This is a genomic window from Eggerthella sp. 1_3_56FAA (assembly GCF_000185625.1).
Classification (GTDB): Bacteria; Actinomycetota; Coriobacteriia; order Coriobacteriales; family Eggerthellaceae; genus Eggerthella; species Eggerthella lenta.
In genome coordinates, this window is sequence record NZ_GL622580.1 from 267374 (window position 1) to 290079 (window position 22706).

The window sequence follows — 22706 nt, forward strand, 5'->3', positions numbered from 1 at the left end:
GCGCGCCTACCGCTGCCGTTCCCTCAGCCAATAGAACACGCCCAGCATCACCAGTCCGACGACCACCACGACAATGCCCGGAACGAACGCGTTGAAGTCGAACTCGTCGGGATGGCGTTCGCCCGGCGCGATGACGGTCACCGCCTCCGCATGAAGGTCGCTCTGGCCTTCATGATCGGCGCACACGAGATGGAACGTGCCACGCACTTGCAAGATGGTGCCCGTAGTACCATACTCGCCGAACGTGTCGATCTTCGATGCCGATTCGTTGCTCATATACACCGAGATCGTCGCAGAATCGCCCTGAGAGGAAAGCGTGATCCACCGATGCCTCCCCGACACGCCGGCACGGATGCTGTCGCCGATGACCTCGCCTGTTACCTGCACGGTCTGATTGTCGTAATAGGCATCGGCGCCGCTGAGGTCGACGATGGACGTGTCGTAGATGAACGAGCTGTCGGGCAGTTGCTGCGTGTTCACCGCATTGTCGCCCTCGGCAGGCTCATCGGCATGCGCGGCAGCCGGCAGCGCAAACACCGCCGCAAGCAGCACGGCCAGCACCGCGACGAAACGCACGAACGCAATCGGCAGCGGCAGCGGTTGACGGGTTCCCCACCTCATGACTTCAACACCCGCCTTTTCGGATTGAGCGACACGATAATCTCCGCCACCAGAGCCAACAGGGTGACGAATTCCAGACGACCTGCCCACATCTGCGCGATGTAGAAGAGCTCCAACGACGGAGACATGCCCGGAGCGGCAAGCCCCGACGACACGCCGCCGTTGCTGGCCATGGCCACCGATTCGAAAATGGCCTGCGGCGCCTCGTAGCCATGCGCGATGCCCACCAGCGTGCCCACCGCGTACGTGGCCACGTACAGCACGAACACCGTCATGGCCTCCTTCACGACTTCCGGTGAAAGAATGCGCCGGCCCACATGGTTGTACGACACCACGACGCGCGCCGAATCGGGCGCAAGCGCCTCTTTGATGGTGGCGACGATGGACTTCATGATGATGCCCATGCGGCTGAACTTCAAGCCGCCCGAAGTGGACCCGCCGCTGCCGCCCACGGCCATGAGGATGGCCAGCACGAAGAACGCGCCCGACGACAGCGCGGTTGTCAGCTCGTTGGTGGTGATGTTCTGAAAGCCGGTGGTGGAGAACGCCGATATCACCATGAACAGCCCGCGTCGCAACATGGCAGGCAGACTGGAAAACTCGGGGCTTGCGCTGAGCGAGGCTGCCAGCACGCATGTCATCACGGCCAACCACAGCACCATCGTGCGGATTTCCAGATCGCGGAAGAAAACCTCCACGTGTCCTTTCCACATTTCGGAGTGCAGAACGAAGTTGATGGAGCCCAGCAACATAAGCAACATGAGCACGATCTCGAGCGGGAACCAATGATAGTACATGACGCTCTGGCTCATAGGGGCAAAGCCGCCCGTGGTGAAACCCGAGATGGCCAACCACAGCGATTGCAGGAACGCGCGCAGCGGTTCCATGCCGAGGAACAGGCACATGGCCGTGAGAATCACCGTGGCGACAAAGATCATGCCCATGCCGATCTTCGCGATGAACTGCGTGGTCTGCACAACGTTGGGCACCACATGTTCGCTACGACCCTCGGACATGTACAGGCTGGCTCCAGCGCGTTTGCCGAACAGACCGAACGACAACGCCACCACGATAAGACCGAAACCGCCCAACAGGTGCATCATGAAACGCCACATGTTGTCGGCGTTCGACAGGTGATCGAGATCGACGATGACGCTTGCGCCTGTGGTGGTGAGGCCCGACACGCCGTCGAACAGGGCATCGAGGTAGCTGAGGTAATGGCCCGACAGGTACAGCGGCACCGCCGCCACGAACGCGAGCACGATCCACGCGAACCCGGTAACGGCGAGCGCCTGCTGGCGATTGAGCCGACCCGGATCGATGCGCAGGAACCGCAGCGCCGATCCGACGATAAGCGCAATGCCGATGGTCAGCAGATAGTGCGTCGCAGGAGTCCACTCAGCGCACGCAAGAGCCGTGACGAACGGCACCAGCAGAGCAAGGCTGGAGAAGAGAACGAGCACGCCGAGATAATGGCCGATGACCCGAACGTCGTACAATGTGAACCGTTGCCACATTCTGCGTCTACCTTTGCCTCGAACCGCGCAAACGGGCGAGTGTTTCGATGTCGATCAACCCAGCACGATCCTTACCAAGATGATAAGCGCCCACAGCAGCAACAGGAAGCACGACAGCGACAGCAGCACCACGCTGTAACCCAGCAGCGGCGTCTCGATGACCTGTCGGATGTCCTTGTTCCTTTTGCGCATGCGGGTATTCTAGTACAAATGGCCGCTGTGCGATACGCCCGGCGCGGCAACAGACACAATGATGATGACTTGGGCGCCGCGAGGCTCGCAGGAAGGCCGTTCGACGCTCTCCATAATAAAGTTTACACGCGTAGCTATCGAAGCACGCATGAGCAAGGTATAATCCCACCATTCTTTGATCATTCGATCAAAAAACGCGAAGAGGAACGAGAAAGGTACGATCATGGCTCCTGAAAACGACATCGATTACTCGCTGTCGCGCGTTCCTGATGAAGCGAAACAGCCATTTTGGCGGATTCTTTTCATCAGGATCGGCGCGATCTGCTGCGTATCCCAGCTCATGTTGGGCGCGGCACTAGGCTACGGCCTGACGTTCTGGGATGCCTTCCTAGCAACCATGCTCGGCTCGGTGCTGCTTCAGGTGGTCAGCTGGGCGCTGGGCACGGCGGCCGCGCGCGAAGGCTTGTCCACCAGCCTGCTGTCCCGCTGGACCGGGTTCGGCAAGGTAGGATCCGCCCTGTTCGGCGGCGTGGTGGCTATCTCCATGGTGGGCTGGTTCGGCGTGCAGAACGCGGTGTTTGGCCAGGGCATGGCTGAAATCGTCCCGTTCACAGATTTCCTCGGCACGCAGGAGATCCTGCCCGGCATCATGGCTGGAATCACGCCCGAGTACATCTTCTGGGCCATCATCACCGGCCTGGGCATCACGCTGCTCGTGGTGTTCGGCATCAAGGCCATCGCGAACTTCGCCACGGTGTTCGTGCCGCTGTTCGTGATCGTGGTCATCGTAGCCGCAGCCATCATCCTGCAAAACCATTCGCTGACCGAACTTCTCACCACGGCCCCTCCGGGACCGGCGCTGTCGCTGGGCGCGGCAACCACCATGGTGGCGGGCGGCTTCATTGCGGGCGCCATCTGCACGCCCGACTACGCGCGATTCCTGAAGAACGGCACCCAGGTGTTCTGGATGACGCTCATCGGCACGTTCGTGGGCGAGTTGGGCATGAACCTGCTTGCAGTGCTGCTGGCGCACGCCATGGGCACCGAGAATATCGTCGACATCATGATGGGCACGTCGGGCATCATCGGCGTCATCATCGTAGTCGCCTCCACGGTGAAGCTGAACGACATCAACCTGTACTCGTCCAGCCTGGGCTTGGCAACCATGATCAACGCGCTGTTCAACAAGGCCATCAGCCGCAACGGACTCGTGTGGGCGCTCGGCATCGTGGGCACGCTGCTGTCGGTCATCGGCATCATCAACTACTTCACCAACTTCCTCACGCTGCTGGGCGTGGCCATCCCGCCCGTCGCCGGCATCATGGTGGTGGACTACTTCATCTTGAAGCGCAGCCGCGCGACGCTTGACGCTTCGCGCGCCAAGGGCGAGCTGCCCGAGAAGGTTGAGAAGTGGAACCCCATCGCCATCGTCTGCTGGATCGCCGGTTTCGCCGTGGGCGAGATCACCAGCATCATGAACGTGGGCATTCCGGGCCTGAACTCGCTGATCCTGGCCGGCGTGCTGTACTGGATCGTGATGAAGGTGTACGCCTCCATGAAGAAGGTGGACACCGTTACGTTCACGGAAACGGACCAAGTGCTGTAAGGCTCGCCGCGATGCGGTGGGTGTGGGCGGGGCGAAGCGAAAGCACACCCCACCGCCGCGAAAACCCCGATCAGCAATGCGAAGCCCCTGATCAACAATGCGAAGCCCCCGATGTTTCACGTGAAACATCGGGGGCTTCTTGCTTTGCGGCGACGTCTTCAGACGCAAGATCCTGTGTCGGACTTCGTTTTATGGGAGCAGCACCAGATCGTAAAGGTCGGGGCGACGGTCGCGCAGGTAGGGGCTGCGCTGGCGATAATCGACCACTTCGTTCAGGTCGAGCTCCACATGCAGCACCCCTTCGGCCTCTTCGGCCAGCTCGGCCACCACGTGGCCGCGCGGGTTGCACACCTTCGTGTGGCCCGGCATGACCAGCTGATCCTCGACGCCGTAACGGTTCACGGCCGCCACGAACGCAGTGTTCTCTAGCGCGCGGGCGGGCGCGTTCACGTCCCACACGTCCATATCCTCCTGGCACCACGCCGAGGGGCACAGGATAAGATCAGCCCCCTGCAGCGCCAGCATGCGCGCGACCTCGGGGAAGCCCATGTCGTAGCAGATCATCACGCCGATGCGCCCGAAGTCGGTGTCGAACACCGGGCAGTCGCAGCCGGAGCGGAAGTAGAAGCGCTCGAGCGCCCACAGATGCTGCTTGTCGTACGTGCCCAGAAGCTCCCCCTGGCGATCGATGACGACCGAGCTGTTGAACGGGACCCCAGCCATATCGTACGCGAGCGCGAGGCCCGCCACCACGTAGCAGTTGCCTGCGCGGGCAGCGTCTTGCAGCGCACGCACCGTGGGGCCGTCTACCGGCTCGGCCAGTTCGGGCACGTGAGGGCCGACAATGTTCAGCTCGTAGCCTGTAGAGAACAGCTCGGGCAACACCACGAGGTCGGCGCCTTCGGCAGCCGCCTCGGCGATCATCCGGCACGCCTTTTGGGTATTCGCTGCCGGATCGCACAGCACGCTCTCGAACTGAACCAGTGCCAAATGCACCGTGCGGCCGCCAGCCGCTTGTTTCGTTTCGGTCATGGGTTTCTCCTTCAACGCCTCAAACCGTTTCGCTGCATTATCTCATGATCAAAGCGCCTTGCACGCCCTCAGTTGAACCGGCGCTAGAAACGCGTCGGAATACCGGGCAAGGTACGTAGAAATAGCATTGGAACCGCGTGGAATCTGTGCGAGATTCGAGCGACTTTCCATAGTGATGCGCGCCATCGAGACGTAAGACGAGCTGCCTATACTATATAGCGCGGATGCAGCGAAGGCGGCGCGGTGCCTCTCCCCCTCATAATTTTGATGGATGGAGGTGAAGACCGTGACCGCTTGGGATTTTATGGTGCTGGCTAGTGCGCTTTTGGAGTTTGTTTCTCGCGTCATCGAGCTTATTTTGGTGATAAAAGAGGCGCTCCTAACCCATCGGGGAAAGGAGCGCAAACACCAAACCCAAACCGCCTGAGCGATCCGATAGCCGTGGGGAGTCTAGCCCCTCCCTGCGGCTTACCTCATTATACAAGCAACGCGTACGCGAGCCAAGGCAACGACGAACCGACAAAAATCAGTTACAGCATCAGATCGCCGACGGCTTTGACGCGGATGCACAGCGCGTCGCCCAAGTAGGCCATCGGGATGTCCTCGACGTCGACCACTTCCACGGTGCTCGGATCGGCGCCGGCTTCGATGGCCTCGTCGCACGCGCGCTGCTTCGACTCGGCGAGCGCCTGGTCGCGCGGGGTCTCGGTCAGCGAGAACACCTTGGCGATCTGGCCGGACACCTGCGCGATGGCCGAACCCACTGCGTTCGCCACGCCGAAGTTCTCGGGGCGCAGCACGTTGTCCGAGCCTTCCAAGCGGTCGGGCGCCAGGATGGAGCCGCCGCCCACGAGAATCACCGTCACGTCGCCGGCCGAAGTCTTCATCGCGTCCACCGCGTCCTCGATGATGCGCGTGATCTCGGCATAGGCCGCGTCCACGAGCGCCGGCTCGAGGTCGGCCACCAACGCCGGATCGCCCACGCCCTCGGCCAGGCCCTTCGCCACCACGATATCGGTCGCAGTCAGCGTGTCGCCGCCGAAGCACCGCGCCTTCTTCGTGACCAGGTAGCCCACGCTGTCGGGGCCCACCGTCACGCTGCCGTCCTCCAGCTGGCGCACGAGCGAGCCGCCGCCGAGGCCCACCGACACCAGGTCGGGCATGCGGAAGTTCGTGCGCACGTCGCCGATTTCCACGGCCACCATGCTCTCGCGCGGGAAGCCGTGCGCCAGCACGCCCACGTCGGTGGTGGTGCCGCCGATGTCGACGACCACGGCGTCCTTCTCCTGCGTCAAGAACGACGCGCCGCGGATGGAGTTCGTAGGCCCGCACGCGATGGTGAAGATGGGGTAACGCTTCGCGTAGTCCACGCTCATGAGCGTGCCGTCGTTCTGGCCCAGGTACACAGCCACATCGGCGAGGCCCTCAGACGCGAGCGCCGCCTCGAAGCTGTCGGCCGTCGTGCGCGCCACGTCGTACAGCGCCGCGTTCAGGATGGACGCGTTCTCGCGCTCGAGGAAGCCGAGCGACCCGATCTCCGACGACAGCGTGATGGGGAAGCCCTCGCCCAGCTCCTCGCGCAGAACGGCGGCGGCGCGCTTCTCGTGCGCGTCGGACACCGGCGAGAACACGCTGGTCACGGCCACGGACTCGAAGCCCTCTTCGCGCACGACGCGCGCGACCTCGCGGATCTCGTCTTCCGACAGCGCGCTGATCTCGCGACCGTCGAACTCGTTGCCGCCGTGCACGAGGAAGTCGCGCACGCGCATGGCGTTCTTCAGCTCGTCGGGCCAGTCAGCCATGCAGCTGATGGCCGTCGTGGCCGGAGCGCCCACGCGCAGCGCGGCCACCTTGTTCAGGCGCTTGCGCTCGACGATGGCGTTCGTGCAATGCGTGGTGCCCAGCATGGCGAACCCGATGTTGCGCGCCGCGTCGGCACCGATCTGGGTGATCACCTCGTGCATGGCGGCCACGATGCCGCTCATGACGTCCTCGGTGGTGGGGCTTTTCGTCGCGGCCACCAGCTTGAGGTCGCCGTCGATGACCACCGCGTCGGTGTTCGTGCCGCCCACGTCGATACCCAGACGCCAGATGCGCTTCTGATCTGCCATTACGCCTGCACCTCCTCGTTGTTCATCGCGGCGACGCGCTGCTCAACCGGCACGTAGTCGATGTCGTAGCCGAACGCGCGCGGCCCTACCACGGCCAGGCCCTCGGGCGTGCGCCACTGCGGCGCGCAGGGCATGCCCACCACCACAATGCGAGCGCCGTACTTCAGGCCCTCGGTAGTCACGGGCGAGCCGGACTCCATGTCCAGCGACATGATGAGGTCGGGCGACGTGGTCACCGGCTGGCCGTCGCGCAGCGCGATGAGGTTCTCGTTCTGGAACTCGATGATAAGCTGGCTGCCCTTGTCCTGGTCGAGCCCGTCCACCACGGCGCGACCGCGCACGAACATGCCGTCGGTCTTGCGCTCGACGTCCACCACTTTGCCGCGGAACAGGCGAAACCCGTTCGTCACGTTCAGCACGGCCTCGATGGGGTCGGCATGCTGCTCGCGCGCCTCGCGCAGCGTGCGGCCGATCTCCTCGCACAGCGTAGGCGTGTCGGGGATGCAGTAGTCCTTGAGCTGGCGCCCCGTGCACGGATACGACGCCAGGATGGTGTAACCGCCCATCACCGACGTGGCCTGGCGCGAGATGCGCTCGAGCCACTTGTCGTCGATCGCGCGCACCGTGACCGTGTTGCCCTTCTCATCGGCCATGACGGCGGGCTGTCCCTTCACGCCGTTGATGCCCAGCGTGGTCATCTGCAGCTCGGGGAACGCGCGGCCCATGAGATCGCAGTCCACCACGGGGATGCGGCGCGTGGCCGCCAGGATGAACGGGATGGTGGAGTTCACGCCGCCGGCTTCCACCGCGTAGATGGCGTACGGCTCCTGGCCCAGCTCCTTCACCAGCTCGTCGTACGTGGCCATGGGCTCCAGGCCGCTGCAGATCTTCTCCACCATGATGGTGGGGGCGCCCATCATCTGGGACACGCACACCACGGCGTCGTCAGGAACTTCGTCGGGCGAGATGAGCTCCACCTCGCCGTACTTCTTGATGGCCTCGATGGCCATGAGCTTGCCGACGTACGGGTCGCCGCCCCCGCCGGCGCCGAGAACCGTCGCGCCAAGCGCCATGTCCTCGATCTCTTTGATGCCGATTTTCCTTCTCATGATGGAATGGAACCTTTCGTCGAAGATGCTATGAACCGCATTGAACCGTATTATCATGGAATCGAACGAGGAAAGCGACCGCGATACAAACAAAAGGAGATACCTCCCATGATTTTCAAACAGTTGATCGAACTCTACGACCTGCTGGACTCGCCCTCCGCAAGCGGCGCGGGCGTGGTGGAGTACCTGCGCGGCATCGACCCCGCGTGCGATGCCGAAACGTACGTGCTGGAGGGGCCGAAGGGCTCCACCGACATGGTGCGCGTGCGCATCCCCGGTTCGCGCGGGCGCGCCGCCGGCGGCGAGGCGCCCACCATCGGCTTGCTGGGACGCTTGGGCGGCTTGGGCGCGCGGCCCGAGCGCATCGGCTTCGTGTCAGATGGCGACGGCGCGCTGACCGCGCTGGCCTGCGCGGCGAAACTGCTGTCGATGCACGCACGCGGCGACGTGCTGCCGGGCGACGTGTTCGTCTCCACGCACGTGTGCCCGCACGCGCCTACGTTCCCGCACGAGCCGGTGGCGTTCATGGGATCGCCCGTGGCCACGGCCGACGTGAACCGCGAGGAGGTGGGCGGCACGCAGCTGGACGCCGTGCTGGTGGTGGACACGACGAAGGGCAACCGCATCATGAACGAACGCGGCTTCATGATCTCTCCCACGGTGAAGCAGGGCTGCATCATGCGCGTCAGCGAAGACCTCGTGTCGCTGGTGGAAATCGCCACCGGGCGTCGCGCGCGCACATATCCGCTGTCCATGGCCGACATCACGCCGTACGGCAACGGGCTGTACCACCTGAACTCCATCCTGCAGCCGTGCACCGCCACCGACGCGCCTGTCGTGGGCGTGGCCATCACCACCGAGACGGCCGTACCCGGCTGCGCGACCGGAGCCACCCACCTGACCGACCTGGACGAGGCGGGGTCGTTCATGATCGAGGCGGCGAAGGCGTTCGGCGAAGGCAAGTGCGCGTTCTACGACGAAGACGAGTACGCCCGTTTCGTCGAACGCTACGGAAGCATGACCCACCTGCAAGGCATGGGCGCCTTGCCCGCCGAGGATCCGGAGGCGTAAGCGCTGTTCGCCATCCCGAACACAGTACGCGGGTCGTCATCCCGAGCGAAGCGCCGAAGGCACGAATGTTTCACGTGAAACATTTCATGACTTGAAAGGTTATCCTATGGATCTACAGCAACGTGCACGCACCATTATCGAAACGAATCTTGCGCTTCAGCCAGGCGAGACGCTGCTGGTCGTCACCGATGACCCCACCCGCGAGGTGGGCGAGCTGTTCTACGAAGCGGCACGCGCCATGGATCATCGGGCTCTCATCATGCAGATGCCCGAAGGCTCGGTAGCCGGCGAGGAACCGCCCGCGCCGGTAGCGGCGGCTATGAAGGCGGCCGACGTCGCACTGTGCCCCACGGCGAAGTCCATCACGCACACGAACGCGCGCATCAAGGCAGCAGCGGCGGGCACGCGCGTGGTCACCATGCCCGGCATTACCATGGACATGCTGCGCGACGGCGCCGCCTGCGCCGACTACGACCAGGTGGAGCGACGCACCCGCCAACTCACCGAGCGCCTGACGCACGCGAAGCATGCGCGCATCGAGAAGGATGGCCATGTGCTGGAACTTGCGCTGACAGGGCGCGACGGCGTGGCCAGCCCCGGCGTGTACCGCGAGCCGGGTGCCAGCGGCAACTTCCCCTCGGGCGAGGCGTACATCGCACCGCTCGAAGACGGGGCGAACGGGACGGCCGTCATCGACGGCTCGATGGTGGGCATCGGCACGCTGACCGAGCCGATGACGGTCACCATCGAGAACGGACGCCTCACGCGCATCGAGGGCGCCGACGCGCAGGGCCCCTACGCCGAACGCCTGAGCGTGCTGTTCGAACAGCCCGAAAACGGCACCATCGCCGAGCTGGGCATCGGCACGAACGAGGCCGCGAAGCTGTGCGGCATCATCCTCGAAGACGAGAAGCTCTACGGCACCGTCCACATCGCCTTCGGCACGAACACCTCGTTCGGCGGCATCACCAAAGCGGACTGCCACCTCGACGGCATCATCCTCAACCCCACCCTCTACCTCGACGACGAATGCGTCATCCGCAAGGGCGAGTTCCTGTAGCGAACTAGCAACCCTCCGCAACCGCCTGGGTTGTTCCAAGTGAAACACTCCTGCGGACGGGGCGGTGAAACGGGGCGCGGAGCCGACGGATCGGCGCCGCAACACGTAAACGGCCCGGCAAATGCCGGGCCGTTTACGTGTTGCGACCTTGCGGGAAGCCGCGCTCGTTCTGTCCAGACGACTTACTTATCGCCTTCGGTCAGCAGGTCGTCGAGGGGCATGGCGTCCAGCTCCAGGGGCTCTTCCACGGTGCATTCGTAGTTGCCGTCCTGGTCGATGCTGATCAGCACATGGCTGCGATCGCGCAGCTTGCCTTCCACCACCTTCTGGGCGATGCGGTCGACGATCTCCTTTTGGATGAGGCGCTTCAACGGACGCGCTCCGAAGATGGGATCGTAGCCGTCGATGGACAGGTGCTCCATCGCCGCCGGCGTCACGTCGAGCGTGATGCGGCGGTCGGCCAGACGGTCGCGCACTTCTTCCAGCTGCAAATCGACGATAGGCTCGATGTTCGTCATGTTCAGCGCGTTGAACACCACCACGTCATCGATGCGGTTGATGAACTCGGGGCGGAACGTCGCGCGCAGGGCGCCGTCGATGGCCTGCTTCATAGCCTTCTCGTCGCCGTGCTCGGCGAACTCGCGGATGAACTGCGATCCCACGTTCGACGTCATGATGATGATGGCGTTCTTGAACGACACCACGCGGCCCTGGCCGTCGGTCAGGCGGCCGTCGTCCAGCACCTGCAACAGGATGTTGAACACGTCCGGGTGCGCCTTCTCGATCTCGTCGAGCAGGATCACCGAATAAGGCTTGCGGCGCACGGCCTCGGTCAGCTGGCCGCCCTCGTCATAACCCACGTACCCCGGAGGCGCGCCGATCAGGCGCTGCACCGAGAACTTCTCCATGTACTCGGACATGTCGATGCGCACCATGGCCTTCTCGCTGTCGAACAGGTACTCGGCCAGCGCCTTCGCCAGCTCGGTCTTGCCCACGCCCGTGGGGCCCAGGAACAAAAACGAGCCGATGGGACGGTTCGGGTCGGACAACCCGGCGCGGTTGCGGCGGATGGCGCCGGCCACCGAGGACACGGCCTCGTCCTGGCCCACCACGCGCTCGTGCAGCTTGTCCTCCAGGTCGACCAGCTTGGCCATCTCGCCCTGCATCATCTTCTGCACGGGAATGCCCGTCCACGTGGAAACGACCTCGGCGATCTCGTCGTCCGACACCTCCTCCTTGAGGATGGCGCCGTCCTGCTGCTTCACGTTCAGCTCTTCCTCGGCCGCATGCAGCTGCTGCTGCAGCGCGGGAATGCGCGCGTAGCGGATCTCGGAGGCCTTCACCAGGTCGCCCTCGCGGGTGGCGCGCTCCTCTTCAAGCTGCGCGCCCTCGAGGTCGCTCTTGAGGTTCTGCACGTGCTCGATGGCGTCCTTCTCGTTCTGCCACTCGGCCTTGCGCTTGTCGAGGTCCTCCTGAGCCGTGGCGATCTCGCGGCGCAGCGCTTCCAGGCGCTCTTGCGAGGCCTGGTCGCTCTCCTTCATGAGCGCCTGCTCCTCGATCTGCATCTGGGTGAGCTTGCGCTCGGCGGCGTCCACCTCCTCGGGCATCGAGTCGATCTCGATGCGCAGGCGGCTGGCGGCCTCGTCCATGAGGTCGATGGCCTTGTCGGGAAGGAAGCGGTCGGAGATGTAGCGGTTCGACAGCTCGGCCGCCGCCACGATGGCGGCGTCGGTGATGCGCACGCCGTGGTGGATCTCGTACTTCTCCTTCAAACCGCGCAGGATGGCGATGGTGTCCTCCACCGTGGGCTCGGTGACCAGCACGGGCTGGAAGCGGCGCTCGAGCGCGGCGTCCTTCTCGATGTACTTGCGGTACTCGTCCAGCGTGGTGGCGCCGATGGCATGCAGCTCGCCGCGGGCCAGCGCGGGCTTCAGCATGTTGCCCGCGTCCATGGAGCTGTCGCCCGTGGAGCCGGCGCCCACGATGGTGTGCAGCTCGTCGATGAACAGGATGATGCGTCCTTCGCTCTGCTTCACCTCGCGCAGCACGGCCTTCAAGCGGTCCTCGAACTCGCCGCGATACTTCGCGCCGGCCACCATCGCGCCCAGGTCGAGCGCCACGAGGTCGCGGTCCTTCAGCGAAGAGGGCACGTCGCCGGCCACGATGCGCTGAGCCAGGCCCTCGACGATGGCCGTCTTGCCGGTGCCCGGCTCGCCGATGAGCACGGGGTTGTTCTTCGTGCGGCGCGACAGCACCTGGATGGTGCGGCGGATCTCCTCGGCGCGGCCGATGACCGGGTCGAGCTTGCCTTCGCGCGCCTTCTGCGTGAGGTTCTGGCCGTACTGCTCCAGCGCCTCGAACTGCACTTTGTTCTGCTGGTCGGTGACGCGCGTGTCGCCGCGCAGCTCCTCGTAGGCAGCCTCAATGCTCTTGCGCGTGACGCCGGCCGTAGTGAGGATCTTGCCCGCGGCGCCCTTCTCCTCGGACAGCGCGATCAGCAGATGCTCGCTGGTGGCGTAGCTGTCGCCCAGCTTCTCGGCGATCTTGACGGCGTTGTCGATGAGGTTCATCAGGGCCGGGCCAGGCACGCCGCTCATCATGCCGGGGTTCCCGCTGACCTTCGGCATGCGCTGGATCTCGGCATCCACGTTGGCCTGCAGCTGGAACGGCTCGGCACCGATGCGCTTGATGATAGCGGACAGGTTGTTCTCTTTCGATTCCAGCAGAGCCTTCAACATGTGAATGGGCTCTGCCTGCGATGACTCGTTCTCGGAAGCGATGACAATCGTCTGTTGCAGCGCTTCCTGAGCGGTCAGGGCTAGCTTGTTCAGGTTACCCATGTTCATACAACGTTCCTCCTTCGCTTAGGGCAGCTGCCGCAAAGCAGTCGGTAAGTCGGATACGCGCACGAGGGCGTTCACGCTTTCGCGCGTTTCAAGCTCGTGCACGCGATCGGCCAGACGGCGCACGCGCTTGTGCAGGTCGTCCAGCTCGGTGTCGCGCTCCTCCAGGCGGCCCTGGAGGTCGAGAATGCGGATGACGCCCGCCAGGTTGATGCCCTCGCTCGTCAGCTCGTTGATCAGCTCGAGCCGCTCGATGTCGGCCGGCGAGTACATGCGGGTGTTGCCGCTCGTGCGCTGGGGCGATACGAGCCCCTTCTGTTCATATGCTCGCAGCGTTTGCGGGTGAACGCCCGCCAGCTGCGCGGCCACGCTGATCATGTACAGCGGGCGGTTGCGGTCGGTTCGGTCGCTCATCACCAGCTCCTCACATCATCGGTCGTAGCCGCTAAATAATCTTCCATGGCCTTCTTCTGGCCTTCGTTCATCTCCTTGGGCACGACCACCTTCACGGTGATCTTAAGGTCGCCCGAGCCGTCGCCCTTCACCTTGGGGGCGCCTTTGCCCCTCACCGACAGCACGGTGTCGTCCTGCGTGCCCTTCGGCACGCGCACGCGCACCTTCGTGCCGTCGGGCGCGGGAACCACCACGCTGGCGCCCAGTGCAGCTTCCGCCACGCTCACGGGCACGTCCATCAGCACGTCGGCGCCTTTACGAGTGTAGTACGGATGCGGATCGATCTTGGTGGTGATCAGCAGGTCGCCTGCAGCACCGCCGTTCTCGCCCGGGCCGCCCTTGCCCTTGAAGCGCAGGCGCCCGCCGTCCACGGCGCCCGCCGGGATCTTCACGGTGAGCGTCTCGGACTCGCCGCGACCGGGGACACGCACGGTCACGCGCTTCTCGGCGCCTTTGAAGGCCTCGTCGAACGTCACGTTGAGGGTGACGTTCATGTCCTGGCCCTTGCGCGGACGCGGCTGGCGGCCGCCCCCGAAACCGGACATATCGTTGAAGTCCCAGTCCGTTCCGAACGCGCCTTCGCCGTGGCGGATGCTTTCCAGGATGTCGGCCCAGCTGCCGAAGCCGCCGCCCGCGCCGCCGAAGATGTCCTCGACGTTGACCGAGCCGCCGCCCCAGCCCTGGGGGATCTGGTTCTCGTTCGCCGTGCCGTACTGGTCGTAGAGCTTGCGTTTCTTGTCGTCCGACAGCACCTCGTACGCTTCGTTCAGCTCTTTGAACTTCGCCTCGTCGCCGCCGGCGTCGGGGTGATGGGTGCGCGCGAGCTTGCGAAAGGCCTTCTTTATCTCGTCGGCCGTCGCCGTGCGTGGAACGCCCAGCGTCTTGTAGTAATCAGGAGTCGCCGCCATAAAACGCTCCACCTCCTCAATCTATCGAGTAAACCAAAAGCGGGCAGCCTCTTGGCCTTGCCCGCTCTGGTCGTTTGCTTTTACTTTTCCGCGTCTTCCTGCGGTTTCTCCCGTTTGGGACCGCCGGAGGTGACGGTTACCATTGCAGGCCTGAGAACTTTCGTTCCCATCTTGTAACCTCGTTGGTATACCTCGGACACCGTCTCGTCGGGCACGCTGGCATCGTCCACCGTGGCCACCGCTTGCGCTTCCAGCGCGTCGAACGCTTCGCCGGCCGGGTCGATAACCTCAACGCCGTCCTTCTTCAGCACGTCGACGAGCTTCGCATGCACGGCCTTTACGCCGTCGAACAGGCCGCCTTCGCCGTTCTTCGTCGCGTAGTCGATGGTGCGCTCGAAGTCGTCGATGACGGGCAGCAGGCTGGTGACCAGCTTCTCCGTCGCGCGCGCCTTCTCGACCTCGCGCTGCTCGGTGGTGCGGCGGCGATACGTGTCCCACTCGGCGTGCAGGCGCAGGTACTTGTCCTGCCAATCCTGGGCCTCCGCCTTGGCCTGAGCCACCTGCTCGTCAGCCGAAGGGCCGGCGTCTTCGATGACCTCGGCCTCGATCGCCTCGCCTTGCGGCGCCGCTTCCGCGGCGGCAGCGTCGGAAGAGGGGGTTTCCTTGCTGCCGCTCGCGTCGGCGGGCCGGGCCTGCGGCTGGGCTTTCGCATCCGCAGGACGGTCGTCTTCGATGGGAATGCTCTTGCCTGCGCCTTGAGCCGCGCGCTCGGGCGTGGGCTGGTTGGGCTGGGCCATAGCGATTACTTCCCTTCCTTCTTGTCGTCGTCCTCGACGACCTCGTAGTCGGCTTCGATGGTGTCATCGGCCGGGGTGGACTCGGCGGCAGCGGCCTGCGAAGCGGCGTCCGGGCCCTGCGTGGAGTACACGACCTCGGCCAGCTTGTAGCCCGCCTGCTGCATCTTCTCGGTCGCGGCCTTGATGGCGTCCATGTCGGAGCCCTCGAGCGCCTGCTTCGCCTCGGCGATGGCCTCCTCAGCGGCGGACTTCACGTCGGCCGGAGCCTTGTCGCCCACTTCCTGGAGCGTCTGCTCGGTGGCGTTCACCAACGCGTCGGAGTTGTTGCGAACCTCGATCTCTTCCTTGCGCTTGGCGTCTTCCTCGGCATGGGCCTCGGCGTCCTTCACCATGCGCTCGACCTCGTCGTCGTTCAGCGCGGTGGAGCCGGAGATGGTGATCTGCTGCTGCTTGCCGGTGCCCAGGTCCTTCGCCGACACGTTCACGATGCCGTTGGCGTCGATGTCGAAAGTGACCTCGATCTGCGGCACACCACGGCGCGCAGCCGGGATGCCGGTGAGCTGGAACTTGCCCAGCGTCTTGTTGTCGGAGGCCATCTGGCGCTCGCCCTGCAGCACGTGCACCTCGACCGACGTCTGGTTGTCGGACGCGGTGGAGTAGATCTCGGTCTTGCGGGTGGGGATGGTGGTGTTGCGCTCGATCATCTTCGTCATGACGCCGCCCATCGTCTCCACGCCCAGCGACAGCGGGGTCACGTCGAGCAGCAGGATGCCCTCGACGTCGCCGGCCAGCACGCCGCCCTGGACCGCCGCACCCATGGCCACGACCTCGTCCGGGTTCACGGACATGTTCGGATCCTTGCCGGTGAGCTTCTTCACGAGGTCCTGCACGGCGGGCATACGGGTGGAGCCGCCCACGAGGATGACCTCGTCGATGTCGCCCGTCTTGAGGCCGGCATCCTTGAGCGCCTGCTCAACGGGCTTCTTCACGCGGTCGAGCAGATCCTTCGTGATGCGCTCGAACTCGGCGCGCGTCAGCGTGTAGTCGAGGTGCTTCGGGCCGGAAGCGTCGGCCGTGATGAACGGCAGGTTGATGTTGGCCTGCGTGGTGGAGGACAGCTCCATCTTCGCCTTCTCGGCGGCTTCCTTCAAACGCTGCAGAGCCATCTTGTCCTGGCGCAGGTCGATGCCGTTCTCGGCCTGGAACTTGTCAGCCATCCAGTCGATGATGCGCTGGTCCCAGTCGTCGCCGCCCAGGTGGTTGTCGCCCGCGGTGGACGCAACCTCGAACACGCCGTCGCCCAGCTCCAGGATGGACACGTCGAACGTACCGCCGCCCAGGTCGAAGACGAGGATCTTCTCATCCTTGTTGGTCTTGTCGAGGCCGTAGGCCAGCGCGGCGGCCGTGGGCTCGTTGATGATGCGGAGCACTTCGAGGCCCGCGATCTTGCCGGCGTCCTTCGTGGCCTGGCGCTGCGCGTCGTTGAAGTACGCGGGCACCGTGATGACGGCCTGCGTCACCGGGGAGCCCAGCTGCTTCTCGGCGTCGTTCTTCAGCTTCTGCAGTACCATGGCGGAGATTTCCTCCGGCGTGTAGTCCTTGCCGTCGATGTCGACCACCGCGCGGCCGTCCTTGCCCTTCTGCAGCTTGTAGCTGACGGTCTTGCGCTCTTCCGGCGTCTCGTCGTAGGAACGGCCGATGAAGCGCTTCACGGACGACACGGTGTTCTCGGGGTTCGTGACGGCCTGGTTCTTCGCGGCCTTGCCCACGACGCGCTCGCCGTCCTTGCGGAAGCCCTCGACCGACGGGGTGGTGCGGTCGCCCTCGGCGTTCACGAGGATTTCGGGCTCGGAGCCCTCCATGACGGCCATGGCGGAGTTCGTCGTGCCCAAGTCGATACCAAGAATCTTGCTCATTATCCTGCTTCCTCTCTGTTGGAGTTGTTACCTAAGTAAGTCGTTAGCAGTCGGTTTCTGTTTATGCGCCAAAGCACGCCCTGAGGGCGCACTCGGTGGACGAAGGGCGGCGGCTTGGAGATGCGATCCGCAAGCTCAACCTCGCTTCGACAAATTGGACTATATAATCTAAGTCTCATGCTGTCAAGTTAGTTACCAATTTGTCATATAAGTTTTGTTAACGTCCCAAACTATAGCTATCGAATGCCTATTGCGCTCCTCTCGCGCCGCACCGTTACGCCGCTTCCACGCACTTGTTTCCCGAACGCAAAGAACCCCCGCCTCATGAAAGAGACAGGGGTTCTCGTTGCGCTTGTCGAAAGCGAATTGAGCGGGAGGTTAGTCCTCGATGACCTCGGGGATCGCACCCATGGGGCACTCCTCGACGCAGTCGCCGCACGCGATGCAGGCGTCCTCGTTCACGACCTCAGCGACGCCGCCGACCACTTCGAGCACTTCCTGCGGGCAGGCATCGACGCAGATGCCGCAACCGATGCACTCATCGGCTTCGATAACCGGGTGAGACATAGTTAACTCCTTCTCGTCTAAAGCATTCCGACGGGATGCGTCGGGTCACTTCCCCAAAAACTTTATGCCCGCAAGATACCATTGTTGTCCGCAAATGCAAGAAGAAATGGCGAATTTCTCAGGGTGCGGCGGCAAATTCTCTATCGAAAGCGCCGCCGCTTTCATGCCCCGAAAGGCGCTATCGAAGGCCTTTGCGCATGTCAGCGCTCTCTTCCATACGCATGAGGGTGCTGCATGGAGAGCTTCTAGCAAATGCGCGGCAATTGCTCGCCCACCAGCATGTCGAGGATGCGCGTACCGCCGAACGCCGTGCGCAGGAACACCTTGGAGCCGCGCTCGGGACGGGCGGCCGACACCTCGCCGATGATGGCCGCATCGGCGCCGTACCGGTTCGCGCGCATGGCCGCGAGCGCTGCGTCGGCCTCCTCGGCCGCCACAACGCACACCATCTTGCCCTCGTTCGCCACCTGCAGCACGTCGTAGCCCAGCATCTCGCACGCGCCCTGCACGGCCGGCTTCACGGGGATGGCGTCTTCCTCCACCGTGATGTCCGTGTTCGACTGGGCAGCCAGCTCGTTCAGCGTGGAGGCCAGGCCGCCGCGCGTCGGGTCGCGGAAGCAGCGCGTGTTCGGCGCCGCCGCCAACACCTCGGCGATGAGGTGGTTGAGCGGGGCCGCGTCGCTTTCCAGATCGGCCGAGAAGCTCAAGCTCTCGCGGCAGCTCATGATGGTGATGCCGTGATCACCCAGCGTGCCGGTGACCAGCACTTTGTCGCCCGGCTTGCACTGCGCGCCACCCAGGTTCACGCCTTCGGGAATGGTGCCCACGCCGCTCGTGTTGATGTACACGCCGTCGCCGTGGCCGCGGTTCACCACTTTCGTGTCGCCGGTGACCAGATGCACGCCGGCCTCCTGCGCGCATTCCGCCATGGAGGCGCAGATGCGCTTGAGATCCTCAATGGGGAAGCCCTCCTCCAGCACGAAGCCGCAGCTGAGGTAGCGCGGCACGGCGCCGCTCGTGGCCACGTCGTTCACCGTGCCGCACACGGCGAGGCGTCCGATGTCGCCGCCCGGGAAGAAATGCGGCGTCACCACGAAGCTGTCGGTGGAGAACGCCAGCCGCTCGCCCGGAGCGGGCGCGGGCAGCACCGCCGCGTCGTCGCCGCGCAGCAGCTCGTCGCCGGCGTACGCGGCGAAGAACACATCGTCGATGATGCGCTTCATCATCGTCCCGCCGCTGCCGTGCCCCAGCATGACCGTGGTATCCATAAAGCTCCTTGCCCTTCTCGTGAGTCGATGCGAACGAATGTTTCACGTGAAACACCGCCCGTCCTGCAAAGCCGACGAGGGTTTCCGCGGCGCCCGAGATCGCTCCGCTTCGCGGCCGCGCGTGCTTCGCGCGCAAGGGAAAGCGAGCAAATGGCGAGATCGGGTGACACGGGAAGCCGCAGCGTCGACCCGTTCCGATAGCCGGTAGGCCGCCGGAACCGTATACCTATATATGCTGCCCCGTCGTGGTGACCACGAGACGACCGTTCTTCACGCCCTTCGTGCCCAGGATGAGGTTCGCGATGTCCTGCACGAGACCCGTTTCGCCGCGCAGCACGATGACCTCAAGGCAATGGTGCGCGTCGAGATGCACGTGCATGGACGAGATGATGGATTCGAAGTAATCGTGCTGGATAGCGTGCAGCTTCTCCTGCAAGTCGCTGGCGTGATGGTCGAAGACGATGGTCAACGTGCCCACCACCTCCATGCCCGGCGTGGAGCACTCGTCCTCCACCAACGCGTCGCGCACGAGGTCGCGCACCACTTCGCTGCGGTTTTTCGCCAGCCCGCGGCGCGCGACCAGCTGGTCGAAGCGAACGAGCAGCTCCTCGGGCATGGCCACCGAGAAGCGCATGAGATCGTTGCTCATACGTGCGGCGCCTACACGAGGTTGACGGTGACGTTCGCCGAAGCTTCGGCATCGTCCTCGAGGGCATCCTTGGCCTCGTCGAGCAGCGCGCGCACGTCGTCCAGCATGGCCTGGGCGGCATGCATCTTCTCGGAAACGGTGGCGAAGCCGGCATCTCCCGCCATATGCCCCAGGTTGTGCGCCCAGCGACGCTCCAACTTGATATGGTCGTCGATCTGCTCGATCATCTGCTCGAATTGCCCTGTGTTGATTCCGTTCGTGCACATACGCGCTCTCCTATCGTGATGCCGCCGCAGCGCCCATGCCGCGGCGGGCGTTTCTTGCTATCATTACGGTTATACGGCGAACCTATCTCGACCGCAAGGGATCGTGTGAAAAAATCTGCGAATGGTAACATGTACGAAGTGGCTCTCGACGAAGCGTGGGAGCTGTTCGACGAGCACCTTGATGGGGCGCGCTTGGCGCTCGTGTGCGTAGCGAGCGGAAGCGCCCTGAGCGAGCGCAGCCGAGCAGCGCTGAACAGCGCGATGGCTTCGTTGGGATACGGAAGCGGCGCGTGCACGTTCGCCGCCGTGGAAGGGCTGGACGACCAGGCGCTGTTCCTGCTGGTGGAGGGGCTCGACCCGCTCTGTCTGATCGCGACCGATTCGACAGCGGCCGCCGCGCTGGGACGCGCGTACCGCTGCGAGGTTCCCTTGGGAAAGCCCGGCCGCGCGTTCGGGCGCAGCGTGGTGGCATTCCGCGACTTCGACGCGATGCTCGACGACGGGCAAGACAAGCAGATCGCCTGGGCGCTGCTCAAGAAGCTGCCCCGCTTCGGAGAATAGGAAACGCCCCGAAAGCTCGATGCCTCCGAGGCGTTCTACGTACAAATGTTTCACGTGAAACATTCGCTTCGCTCTTCGTTTAGGACACGACCACGCTTTCGGCGGCCTTCAGGAGGTCGTGGACCTCGTCCACCGTCTCGGCTTCAGCGTAGATGCGCACGAGCGGCTCGGTGCCGGAGGGGCGCATCATCACCCACGCGTCGCCTTCCAGGTAGAACTTCACGCCGTCGCGACGATCCACGTCCACCACCTGCTTGCCGCAGATCTCGGCAGGCGCGTAGTTCGGCACGATCTCGACGCGGAAGTTCGCCATCTGCTCGTCAGTGATCTTCAGGCCTTGGCGCTCGAACTCCAGCTTGCCCACCTTCTGGAACATATCGTCCACCAACTGACCCAGGCTCATGCCGCGCTGCGCCATCGTCTCGCACAGGAGCAGCGCCATCAGCAAGCCGTCGCGCTCCATGACGTGGCTGGGGATGCCGATGCCGCCGGACTCCTCGCCGCCCAGCATGACGTCGCCCTTCTCCATCTCGGCGTAGATCCACTTGAAGCCCACCGGCGTGCTGGTCAGCTCCAGGCCCAAGCGCTTGCACTGGCGAGCCAGCATGGCCGACGCGGTGATGGTGGACACGACGCGACCGGTGAGGCCCTTGTCCTCGGCGAGGTGCGAGGTAAGCAGCGTGATGATGCGATGCGGGTTCACGAAGTTGCCGCGCTCGTCAACCGCGCCGATGCGGTCAGCGTCGCCGTCGTTGATGAAGCCGGCGTCGTAACCCAGCTCGGGAACCTTCGCGATGCAGCGGTCGACCCAGGGCGGAATAGGCTCGGGGTGCAGTCCGTCGAACGTCGGATCCTCGGCGTTGTTGATCTCGCACACTTCCACGCCCAGATCGCGCAGCAGCTGCGCCAGATAGATGCGGCCTGCGCCGTACAGCGGATCCACCACCACGCGCAGGTTGGCGTTGCGGATGGCCTCGACGTCCACGCGCTCCTTCAAGGTGGCGAGGTACGGGGTCATGAGGTCGACCGTTTCGAACGCACCGCGCGCGTCGGCGGGTGCGTCGGCGAACGCAGCCTCCACGCGGTCGGTGAACTCCTTGCCCGCCGCGCCGCCGTCGTTCATGCGCAGCTTCACGCCCAGGTATTCGGCCGGGTTGTGGCTGCTGGTCAGCATGATGCCGCCCACCGCGTCGGCGTCCTGCGCCACCGACCAGCACAGCGTAGGCGTGGGGCAGTAGTCCTGCGTGAGCAGCACGCGGAAGCTCTGCGCCGCCGCGACCTCGGCCGCCAGCTGCGCGTAAGCGTGCGCATCCTGTCGGCAATCGTGACCGACGATGAGGGTGCCGGGCGCGTCGGCCGGACGGCCGGCTGCAACCGCGTCCTCCTTGAACACGCGCGCAGCCGCGTCGATGACGCGCACGAGGTTGTCGTTGGTGAAGTCCTCGCCGATGATGGCTCGCCATCCATCGGTTCCGAAATGAATTTCTGCCACGGAGCTTCCTTTCTCAAAGCCTGTTGCTCACCAGTATAGTCAATCGGCCGAGCAAGGCGCGGTTTCGTCGCAAAATAGACAGGGGAACGGATGTTTCACGTGAAACACTCGCCCGAACACGAAATGCATGTAAAGCCTCCCCGAACAAAACCCGTGCCGTCCTGATACGACGACGAGCACATACAGCACGGACGACCTGCACAGCAACGGACGACCCATCCGCCTCTATTTTCCTTCGCCAAATGCGATGCCGGTCATCCGACGAGGCCTCCGATGGCAAAAAAGCATCGAATTCGGAAGCCCGGAGTCGTGCCTTACACGCGCCGACGTCACGCCGAAAACGCTCGCCGCACAGAGCACCAGGTTACAGGCGAGACCCCTTTCGCCTTCGCGCGAAAAGTTTGCCCGAAAGACGGGATGATTTCCGAATTCGGTTGCTTTTTGCCATTTCGAGCGAGCAGGCTGACTAAGGCGCCCGCAAAGGAAGGCAATCCCGAGCATGATGCGCCAAGCAAGGAACCGAAACTGTTGTTTCGCATGCAGAAACCGAGGAAGGCATGCTCCGAGGGCGAGGGGCGGACCGAGAGGCGAAGGAGAAGGCGCACAGGCGCAACGGGCGCACGTCGCGCAAAATGACTCCGAAAGCAGCACAGGCCGCGGGGGGAAG

General features: G+C 64.1%; 21 protein-coding genes. 5 read left to right on the forward strand and 16 right to left on the reverse strand.

What is annotated here, in order from left to right; translation table 11 throughout:
* Nucleotides 1–6: 6 nt before the first annotated feature.
* The 3 genes from HMPREF1023_RS06570 to HMPREF1023_RS15685 are packed head-to-tail and all read right to left on the reverse strand — an operon-like array spanning nt 7 to nt 2330.
* Entirely contained in the window at nt 7–621 is a 615-nt protein-coding gene (locus HMPREF1023_RS06570; protein WP_009305409.1) for a hydrolase, read from the reverse strand.
* Complete coding sequence (locus HMPREF1023_RS06575; RefSeq protein ID WP_009305410.1) at nt 618–2138, reverse strand: TrkH family potassium uptake protein; 1521 nt, start codon at nt 2136–2138, stop codon at nt 618–620. The genes HMPREF1023_RS06570 and HMPREF1023_RS06575 overlap by 4 nt, the downstream gene beginning before the upstream one ends.
* A 54-nt stretch (nt 2139–2192) precedes the next feature.
* A complete protein-coding gene (locus HMPREF1023_RS15685; protein ID WP_181815922.1) occupies nt 2193–2330 on the reverse strand; it encodes a hypothetical protein in 138 nt (45 codons plus the stop codon).
* Nucleotides 2331–2553: 223 nt separating this feature from the next.
* On the opposite strand from HMPREF1023_RS15685, the gene HMPREF1023_RS06585 reads away from it, so the two are divergent.
* Nucleotides 2554–3936: a cytosine permease gene (locus tag HMPREF1023_RS06585; RefSeq protein ID WP_009305411.1), complete on the forward strand. Its 1383-nt coding sequence runs from the start codon at nt 2554–2556 to the stop codon at nt 3934–3936.
* Between the two features lie 189 nt (nt 3937–4125).
* Here the strand turns inward: HMPREF1023_RS06585 and HMPREF1023_RS06590 are convergent, their stop codons facing one another.
* Entirely contained in the window at nt 4126–4968 is an 843-nt protein-coding gene (locus HMPREF1023_RS06590; protein WP_009305412.1) for a nitrilase-related carbon-nitrogen hydrolase, read from the reverse strand.
* Between the two features lie 277 nt (nt 4969–5245).
* On the opposite strand from HMPREF1023_RS06590, the gene HMPREF1023_RS15425 reads away from it, so the two are divergent.
* Nucleotides 5246–5395 (forward strand): hypothetical protein, encoded by a 150-nt coding sequence (locus HMPREF1023_RS15425; RefSeq protein WP_156788367.1) that lies wholly within the window; start codon nt 5246–5248, stop codon nt 5393–5395.
* A 103-nt stretch (nt 5396–5498) separates the two neighbouring features.
* Here HMPREF1023_RS15425 and HMPREF1023_RS06595 read toward each other — a convergent pair whose 3' ends face one another.
* Nucleotides 5499–7079 carry a hydantoinase/oxoprolinase N-terminal domain-containing protein gene (locus HMPREF1023_RS06595; protein ID WP_009305414.1) on the reverse strand — a complete coding sequence of 527 codons (1581 nt, stop codon included), beginning with the start codon at nt 7077–7079 and terminating at the stop codon, nt 5499–5501.
* Entirely contained in the window at nt 7079–8188 is a 1110-nt protein-coding gene (locus HMPREF1023_RS06600) for a DUF917 domain-containing protein (RefSeq protein WP_009305415.1), read from the reverse strand. Before HMPREF1023_RS06600 ends, HMPREF1023_RS06595 begins: the two co-directional genes overlap by 1 nt.
* Nucleotides 8189–8296: 108 nt before the next feature.
* Between HMPREF1023_RS06600 and HMPREF1023_RS06605 the strand changes: the two genes are divergently transcribed.
* Nucleotides 8297–9259, forward strand: a complete 963-nt coding sequence (locus tag HMPREF1023_RS06605) for a DUF1177 domain-containing protein (RefSeq protein ID WP_009305416.1) — start codon at nt 8297–8299, stop codon at nt 9257–9259.
* A 106-nt stretch (nt 9260–9365) separates the two neighbouring features.
* Complete coding sequence (locus HMPREF1023_RS06610) at nt 9366–10319, forward strand: aminopeptidase (protein WP_009305417.1); 954 nt, start codon at nt 9366–9368, stop codon at nt 10317–10319.
* 182 nt (nt 10320–10501) lie between these two features.
* Here the strand turns inward: HMPREF1023_RS06610 and clpB are convergent, their stop codons facing one another.
* The 9 genes from clpB to HMPREF1023_RS06655 all read right to left on the reverse strand — a co-directional run bounded on the left by clpB (nt 10502) and on the right by HMPREF1023_RS06655 (nt 19986).
* Complete coding sequence (gene clpB / locus HMPREF1023_RS06615) at nt 10502–13165, reverse strand: ATP-dependent chaperone ClpB (protein WP_009305418.1); 2664 nt, start codon at nt 13163–13165, stop codon at nt 10502–10504.
* Nucleotides 13166–13183: 18 nt separating this feature from the next.
* Nucleotides 13184–13576, reverse strand: coding sequence for a heat shock protein transcriptional repressor HspR (locus HMPREF1023_RS06620; RefSeq protein ID WP_009305419.1), 393 nt, complete (start codon nt 13574–13576; stop codon nt 13184–13186).
* Complete coding sequence (locus HMPREF1023_RS06625; RefSeq protein WP_009608498.1) at nt 13576–14523, reverse strand: DnaJ C-terminal domain-containing protein; 948 nt, start codon at nt 14521–14523, stop codon at nt 13576–13578. Before HMPREF1023_RS06625 ends, HMPREF1023_RS06620 begins: the two co-directional genes overlap by 1 nt.
* Nucleotides 14524–14603: 80 nt before the next feature.
* Nucleotides 14604–15320: a nucleotide exchange factor GrpE gene (locus HMPREF1023_RS06630; protein WP_009305421.1), complete on the reverse strand. Its 717-nt coding sequence runs from the start codon at nt 15318–15320 to the stop codon at nt 14604–14606.
* Nucleotides 15321–15325: 5 nt separating this feature from the next.
* Nucleotides 15326–17236 (reverse strand): molecular chaperone DnaK, encoded by a 1911-nt coding sequence (gene dnaK, locus HMPREF1023_RS06635; RefSeq protein WP_009305422.1) that lies wholly within the window; start codon nt 17234–17236, stop codon nt 15326–15328.
* A 378-nt stretch (nt 17237–17614) separates the two neighbouring features.
* The gene (locus HMPREF1023_RS06640) at nt 17615–17803 is read right to left on the reverse strand and encodes a 4Fe-4S binding protein (RefSeq protein ID WP_009305423.1); all 189 of its coding nucleotides are present in this window, start codon (nt 17801–17803) and stop codon (nt 17615–17617) included.
* Nucleotides 17804–18048: 245 nt separating this feature from the next.
* The gene (gene hypE, locus HMPREF1023_RS06645) at nt 18049–19071 is read right to left on the reverse strand and encodes a hydrogenase expression/formation protein HypE (protein WP_009305424.1); all 1023 of its coding nucleotides are present in this window, start codon (nt 19069–19071) and stop codon (nt 18049–18051) included.
* A gap of 226 nt (nt 19072–19297) precedes the next feature.
* Nucleotides 19298–19720, reverse strand: coding sequence for a nickel-responsive transcriptional regulator NikR (gene nikR / locus HMPREF1023_RS06650; protein WP_009305425.1), 423 nt, complete (start codon nt 19718–19720; stop codon nt 19298–19300).
* 11 nt (nt 19721–19731) lie between these two features.
* Complete coding sequence (locus HMPREF1023_RS06655) at nt 19732–19986, reverse strand: hypothetical protein (RefSeq protein ID WP_009305426.1); 255 nt, start codon at nt 19984–19986, stop codon at nt 19732–19734.
* A gap of 105 nt (nt 19987–20091) precedes the next feature.
* On the opposite strand from HMPREF1023_RS06655, the gene HMPREF1023_RS06660 reads away from it, so the two are divergent.
* Nucleotides 20092–20547 (forward strand): hypothetical protein, encoded by a 456-nt coding sequence (locus HMPREF1023_RS06660; protein ID WP_015761527.1) that lies wholly within the window; start codon nt 20092–20094, stop codon nt 20545–20547.
* 79 nt (nt 20548–20626) lie between these two features.
* On the opposite strand, the gene HMPREF1023_RS06665 is transcribed toward HMPREF1023_RS06660, so the two are convergent.
* Nucleotides 20627–22039 carry a phosphoglucosamine mutase gene (locus tag HMPREF1023_RS06665; RefSeq protein ID WP_009305428.1) on the reverse strand — a complete coding sequence of 471 codons (1413 nt, stop codon included), beginning with the start codon at nt 22037–22039 and terminating at the stop codon, nt 20627–20629.
* Nucleotides 22040–22706 lie beyond the last annotated feature (667 nt).